The following is a 6,678-nucleotide window of genomic DNA, read 5'->3' as shown; positions in this document are numbered from 1 at the left end:
CTGCGCATCGATCAGCTTCATCAGCGCCAGGTTCAGCGGGGTCTCACTGCTCGCAGGCCCATACCACGATGACCGGCTGATACCGATCAGGGCGCATTGCCGTTTCACCGGCAAGGACGGGTGGCGCGGGTCGATCATTTCTCGCCTCCGGGTCACGCTCATCGACCCGAGGCCTTGGCTGAAAAATCCCGTTCCACCACCAATTGGCCGATCTTGGCATGCAGCTTTTCGATCGCGCCTTCCTTCTCGGCCGCCTTCGCCCCGGCCTTGCCCGAGAAAATCGCGGCCATGCCCTCGAGCGCCTGACGCTTCCAGGAATGGATCAGCGTCTGATGCACGCCGTGCTTCGCCACCAGCTCGGCGATCGTTGCCTCGCCACGAATGGCTTCAAGCGCCACCTTCGCCTTGAAGGCCGCGCTGTAGTTCTTCCGTTTGCCAGCCACGCTGTTCGTCCTCGTCTTCCTTGGCGGCAAGCTTAGCAAACTGTCCAGTTTATGGGGACCAGCTCATATGCGCATGGGTCTGTTCGGGATCGTGCTGTCGCTTGTTCTGCTGATCTTGCCGGCCTACCGAGAGATCAACGTGCTGGTCCTTCGCCGCTGCTGGCGCTGCTCGCGGTCGCCATGGCGGGCGCCGTGCCGCTGCTGGCCAGCGACACTCAGGTTTTCATGACCGCTCTTGGCGATTACCTTCGTGGTGGCCGTCGCCATACCGGTCGTCGCGCTGGTGACGGTGATCCTGCTGGGCAGCCTGGTCTAGCGGTAGCCTTGGGCCTGCAACTCGAACAATTCCCGATAGCGTCCTGGGCGCGACAGCAATTCCGCGTGGCTGCCCTGATCCTGCACGCGGCCGTTTTCCAGAACGATGATCCGGTCCGCCATCCGAACGCTGGAAAAACGGTGCGAGATCAGCAGCGCGGTCCGTCCCTGCGTCAGGTCGCGGAAACGCTGGAAGATCTCGTATTCGGCGCGGGCATCCAGCGCAGCGGTCGGCTCGTCCAGGACCAGAAGCTGCGCGTCGCGCATATAGGCGCGGGCGATGGCCAGCTTCTGCCACTCGCCCCCTGACAGATCGAGGCCCCGCGCGAAGCGCTTGCCGACCATCTGGTCGTAGCCCTTGGGAAGCCTGGCGATGACCTGATCGGCCAGCGCGCGCTCGGCGGCGGTGACGATCCGGGCGCGATCGTCGCGCTCCTCGATCCGGCCGATGGCGATGTTCTCGGCGGCCGTGACGGCGTAGCGGACGAAATCCTGAAAGATCACACCGATCGCCGCGCGCAACTGGTCCAGATCATAGTCGCGCAGATCCCGCCCATCCAGCGTGATTCGCCCCTCGTCGGGGTCGTAAAGCCGCGCCAGCAGCTTGACGATGGTGGTCTTGCCTGCGCCGTTCTCGCCCACCAGCGCGACTGTCTCGCCCGCTTTCAGGTCCAGATCCAGACCCCGGATCGCCCAGGCCTCGCGGCCCGGATAGCGAAAGCCCACCCCCTCGAAGCGAAAGCCCTGGCGGATGGGGTGCGGCACCGGCAGCGGCCGCTCGGGCGAGGCGATGCGGGGCCTCGCCGTGAAGAAATCGAAGAGGTCGTCAAGATACAAAGCCTCTCCGGCCATGCGGGAAAAGCCGGACAGAAGCCCCTCCATCAGGCCGCGCAGGCGCAGGAAGCTGCCCGACAGGAAGGTCAGATCGCCGATGGACAGCTGCCCCGTCAGCGTGCGCGCGATGATCCACAGAAAGGCCGCGTAATAGGCCAGTGTGCCAAGCGCGGTCAGCGCGGCCATCACGGTCAGCTGGCGACGCTGGATCGCGCGGTTCTCGACATAAAAGCGTCGGGCCAGCGTCAGGTAGCGGTCGCGCAGCCACGGGCTGAGGCCGAAGATCTTGACCTCCTTGGCGGTCTCGGCGGTTGCGGCGATCATGCGCAGATAATCGCGTTCACGCCGGTCGGCGGCGCGGGCATGGTTCAGCGCATAGGTGCGGGCGTTGAAATGCATCTCGCCCAGAAGCGAGGGGATCAGCGCCAAGGCCAGCAGCGCGACCAGCCAGGGGTTGTAGAGGATCAGCCCCACCGCGAAGCTGGCAACGGTCAGCACGTCCTGCATCTGCTGCATGACCTGCCCCAGCAGCGGGATGCGCCCCATCGTCTGGCGGCGCGCGCGGTCCAGCCGGTCCTGGAAGCTGGCATCCTCGAACGAGGCCAGGTCCAGCCCCGCCGCGTGATCCATCAGCCGGATCGAGATGTCGATGACCAGCTTTTCCTGCAACAGCGCGTCGGTATAGCCGACCGCTCGGCCCAGAAGGTCTTGGACCACCGCCAGCGCCATTTCCAGCGCGACAAGCGCCAGCAGCCTATCGGCCAGCCCGCTGTCCCACCATCCGGCCAGCGTTGTGGGCCCGCCGCTCTGGGACAGGGCCGCAACCTCGTCGATGATCAGCTTGGCCAGCCACAGCATCGCCACCGGCAGCAAGGCGCGCCCGAACCGCAGCGCGATCATGGCCAGCGTCAGGCCAGGGCTTGCCTGCCAGACCATTCCTAGGAAGGGCGGGATGTTGCGCAGGGCCGCCCAACGGGCCGAAAAATCCGGTCCGTCAGGCGGCTTCATGTCAGGCGACCTCGCGGGCGCGGGCGATCTCGGCCTCGGTCAGAGGGCCGGGGAAATGGCAGGCCACCGCGTGATCGCCGCCCGCCAGCGCCGGCACCTCGGCCGCGCAGCGCGCCTCGGCCCGGGGGCAGCGGGTGCGGAAAACGCAGCCCGAAGGCGGATTCAGGGGCGATGGCAGGTCGCCCTTGAGCGGCACGATGGTGCGCGCAGCCTCGATCGTGGGGTCAGGCACGGGCACCGCCGACAGCAGCGCTTGCGTATAGGGATGCTGCGGGCTGGCGTAAAGCGCCCCTGCAGAGGCCAGTTCCATCACCTTGCCCAGATAGAGCACCATCACGCGGTCGCTGACATGTTTCACGACCGAAAGGTCATGCGCAATGAAGATCAGCGACAGACCCATTTCCTTTTGCAATCGGATCAGCAGGTTGATGACCTGCGCCTGAATGGACACATCCAGCGCGCTGACCGGTTCATCGCAGATGACCAGTTTCGGCTCCAGGATCAGGGCACGGGCAATGCCGATGCGCTGGCACTGGCCGCCGCTGAATTCATGCGGGTATCGGTTGATCTGATTGGGCAGCAGGCCGACCTTTTCCATCATGGCGCGCACACGCGCGCGGATTTCGGCGCGAGGCAGGTCGGGACGATGCGTGACCAGAGGTTCCGCGATGATCTGGCCCACATTCATGCGGGGATTCAGGCTGGCCAACGGATCCTGAAAGACCATCTGGATGTCCTGCCGATAGGCCATCATCTGACGCGGGGTCAGCGCCAGCAGGTCGCGTCCGTCGATCCATTCCGCCTGTCCGCTGGCCGGGACCAGCCCGATCAGGGCGCGGGCCAGCGTGGACTTGCCGCAGCCTGATTCGCCCACGATACCAAGCGTCTCGCCCGCGCGCAGCGTGAACTCGACGCCGTTGACGGCGTGCAGCAGGGTCGGTCTGGCCCAAGGCATCGCCCCTTGACGGCGCAGGCTGAAGGTGACGCGCAGGTCGCGCACGCTCAGAAGGTCGCTCATGGCCGTGTCTCCTTTCGGGGCGAGAGGGTAGAACCGGCTGCGCCGGCACCCGCAACCGCGCCCTCGGGCAGATCGGCGGCGTGCAGGTCGGTTTCGGCAGCGCCATCGCCGGCCGCGACCAGATCGGGGCGCGGCTCGACCCGCATCCGGCGGTCGCGCAGCTCGTCCAGTCCGGCAAGGCAGGCGCGCGCCCGGTCGGGTGCGAAATCCTCAAGCGGCGGGTCGATTGCGGCACATTCCGCACGGCGATAGGGGCAGCGCGGCTCGAAGGCGCAGCCCGAGGGCGGGCGGCTCATGTTCGGGGGCTGGCCGGGGATCGCGCGCAGCTCCTCGTCAGGCTGATCGACGCGCGGGATCGCGTCCAGCAGGCCCTGCGTATAGGGATGGGCCGGATCGGCAAAGATCGGCTGCACCGGCCCCGTCTCGCGGATGCGCCCGCCATACATGACCGCGACCCGCTCGCAGGATCCGGCAACGACACCCAGATCATGGGTGATCAGGATCATCGCCATGCCGAAATCGCGGCGCAGATCGGCCAGAAGCTGCATGATCTGCGCCTGAACCGTCACGTCCAGCGCGGTGGTGGGCTCGTCCGCGATCAGCAGTCGCGGACGGCACAGCAGCGCCATCGCGATCATTACCCGCTGCCGCATCCCGCCCGAAAATTCGTGCGGATAAAGCCTGACCCGCCCCTTGGCATCGGGAATGCGAACGGCGTCCAGCATCCGCACGGACTCGGCCACGGCCTCGCGCTTGGACATGCCCTTGTGCAGGACCAGCACCTCGGCCATCTGGTCCGCGACCCGCATATAGGGGTTCAGCGAGGTCATGGGATCCTGGAAGATCATCGCGATCTGTTCGGCCCGGATGCGGTTGATGACCTTGGGCGGCGCATTCAGGATTTCCTGCCCGTCAAAGCGCACACTGCCCGAGGCGTGGCCATTGCGCGCCAGAAGTCCCATGATCGCAAAAGACAATTGCGACTTGCCGCTGCCCGATTCGCCGACGATGCCAAGCGTCTCGCCCTGGTCCAGCGACAGGGTCACGTTCTGGACGGCGCGCACGATGCCGTCATGGGTCTGAAAACCGACCGACAGGCCGGTAATGTCCAGCAAGGCCATTTCAGCGCTCCTTCGGGTCAAGGGCGTCCCGCAGGCCGTCGCCCACGAAGAAGAACCCGAACAGGGTGATGACGAAGAAGAACAGCGGGAAGGCCAGCTGCCACAGCGTGCCATAGTTCATCGTGCCCGCCCCTTCCGAGATCAGCGCCCCCCACGAGGTCAGCGGCTCTTGCACCCCAAGTCCCAGGAAGCTGATGAAACTTTCCGTCAGGATCATCAGCGGCACCAGAAGGGTCGCATAAACCGCGACGACGCCCAGCAGGTTCGGCACGATATGGCGGATGATGATGCGAAAGGACGACACGCCCGTCGCGCGGGCGGCCTCGACGAATTCGCGGTTCTTCAGGGACAGGGTCTGGCCGCGGACGATCCGGCTCATGTCCAGCCACGAGATCAGGCCGATGCCCAGAAACAGCATCGACATGGACCGGCCGAACATCACCAAAAGCAGGATCAGCACGAACATGTAGGGGATCGACATCAGGATATCGACCGCGCGCATCATGATCTGGTCGGTGCGCCCGCCGACATAGCCCGCCGTCGCGCCGTAAAGCGTGCCCACGATCACCGCGATGGCCGCGCCGACGATGCCCACCATCAGGCTGATCTGCGTGCCCTGCACCGTGCGGGCATAAAGGTCGCGGCCCAGATTGTCGGTGCCGAAATAATGGCCGTTGGCCAGCGAGGGCGCGCCCAGTTCGGCCACGCGGCCCATGACGCTGAAATCCAGCTCTTCGTTGGACCATTGCGCGAGGGCGCCGCCGAACAGCGCAAACAGCGTCACCAGGACCAGGATCGTCAGGCCCAGCATCGCGGCCCGGTTGCGAAAGAACCGCCGCCGCGCATCGGCCCAGGGGCTGCGGCCCTTGACCTCGGCCTCGACCATCCGGTCCGAAAGGGATTGCATCTTCTTTTGGTCGATCACCATGACCTCAATACCTGATCTTGGGGTCGATCCATGCGTAAAGCACATCGACGAGAAGGTTGAAGAGGATGGTCAGCGCACCCACCAGGATCGTCACGCCCATCATCACGGCATAATCGCGGTTCAGCGCGCTATCCACGAAGGCCTTTCCGATCCCGCCGGTCGAGAAATAGATGTCGATCACGACCGAGCCGGTGATCATCGACACGAAGACCGGGCCCAGATAGCTGATGACCGGCAACATGGCAGGCTTCAGCGCATGGCGCAGGATCACGCGATGTTCGGGCATCCCCTTGGCGCGGGCGGTGCGGATGTGGTTCGAGCCCAGCACCTCGAGCATGGACGACCGGGTAATCCGCGCGATGGACGCCATGTAGCTGGTGGACAGCGCGATGACCGGCATGATCCAGAACGAGGGGTCGTTGAAGCTCCAACCCCCGCCGGGCAAGAGGCGATACCACAGCGTGAAGACCAGCACCAGAAGCGGTGCCATGACGAAGTTCGGCAGAACCTGCGCGCCGATCGAGACGCCGACCGCCAGGTAATCCAGCCAGGAATTGTGCCAGATCGCCGCCACGATCCCCAGCGAGACGCCCAGCACGACCGCCACCAGAAAGGATAGCGCGCCATAGGTCAGCGTCACCGGAAAGCCCGCCGCGATCAGTTCGTTCACGCTGCGGTCGGGATAGACGAAGCTGGGGCCGAAATCGAAATGGACGACAATGTTCCAGACATAGTTCCAGATCTGCCGCCAGAGGGGTTCGTTCAGGCCGTATTGCGCCTCGAGATTGGCAAGGACGGCGGGGGGCAGCGCGCGTTCGCCCGTAAAGGGACCGCCCGGCGCAAGGCTCATCAGGATGAAGGAAAAGACGATCAGCAAAAGCAGCGTGGGGATCGCCACCGCCAGTCGTCGAAGCACGTATCCGAACATGGCAAGGGCCTTTCCTGCGGGAAGGAACCGGAAAACCGAAAGCCGGGACGGCAGGCGCCGCCCCGGCCGATCTGGACAGACGC

The 6,678-nt window shown here is 65.2% G+C and carries 4 protein-coding genes and 2 pseudogenes; all 6 read right to left on the bottom strand.

The annotated features are described in order from the left end of the window. Nucleotides 1–443 (bottom strand): annotated as a pseudogene (locus KY389_RS15350) (transposase); the annotation flags it as partial. Between the two features lie 312 nt (nucleotides 444–755). Then, the gene (locus KY389_RS08440) at nucleotides 756–2,600 is read right to left on the bottom strand and encodes an ABC transporter ATP-binding protein (protein ID WP_219830455.1); all 1,845 of its coding nucleotides are present in this window, start codon (nucleotides 2,598–2,600) and stop codon (nucleotides 756–758) included. Between the two features lies 1 nt (nucleotide 2,601). Next, nucleotides 2,602–3,618 (bottom strand): oligopeptide/dipeptide ABC transporter ATP-binding protein, encoded by a 1,017-nt coding sequence (locus tag KY389_RS08435; RefSeq protein WP_219830454.1) that lies wholly within the window; start codon nucleotides 3,616–3,618, stop codon nucleotides 2,602–2,604. A 158-nt stretch (nucleotides 3,619–3,776) separates the two neighbouring features. Beyond that, a pseudogene (locus tag KY389_RS08430) lies at nucleotides 3,777–4,739 on the bottom strand (oligopeptide/dipeptide ABC transporter ATP-binding protein); the annotation flags it as partial. Between the two features lies 1 nt (nucleotide 4,740). After that, nucleotides 4,741–5,667 (bottom strand): ABC transporter permease subunit, encoded by a 927-nt coding sequence (locus tag KY389_RS08425; RefSeq protein WP_425517157.1) that lies wholly within the window; start codon nucleotides 5,665–5,667, stop codon nucleotides 4,741–4,743. A 4-nt stretch (nucleotides 5,668–5,671) separates the two neighbouring features. Then, on the bottom strand, nucleotides 5,672–6,595 hold the full coding sequence (gene oppB / locus KY389_RS08420) for an oligopeptide ABC transporter permease OppB (protein ID WP_219830452.1): 924 nt from the start codon (nucleotides 6,593–6,595) through the stop codon (nucleotides 5,672–5,674). Nucleotides 6,596–6,678 lie beyond the last annotated feature (83 nt).

The sequence above is a fragment of the Paracoccus bogoriensis genome, assembly GCF_019431455.1.
GTDB classification, from domain to species: Bacteria; Pseudomonadota; Alphaproteobacteria; order Rhodobacterales; family Rhodobacteraceae; genus Paracoccus; species Paracoccus bogoriensis.
This window is presented reverse-complemented; position numbering and strand designations above follow the sequence as displayed.

Coding starts and splice junctions, on each gene's coding strand:
- KY389_RS08435 (WP_219830454.1), bottom strand. CDS start 3,618: ATGAGCGACCTTCTGAGCGTGCGCGACCTGCGCGTCACCTTCAGCCTG.
- KY389_RS08425 (WP_425517157.1), bottom strand. CDS start 5,667: ATGGTGATCGACCAAAAGAAGATGCAATCCCTTTCGGACCGGATGGTC.
- KY389_RS08440 (WP_219830455.1), bottom strand. CDS start 2,600: ATGAAGCCGCCTGACGGACCGGATTTTTCGGCCCGTTGGGCGGCCCTG.
- oppB (WP_219830452.1), bottom strand. CDS start 6,595: ATGTTCGGATACGTGCTTCGACGACTGGCGGTGGCGATCCCCACGCTG.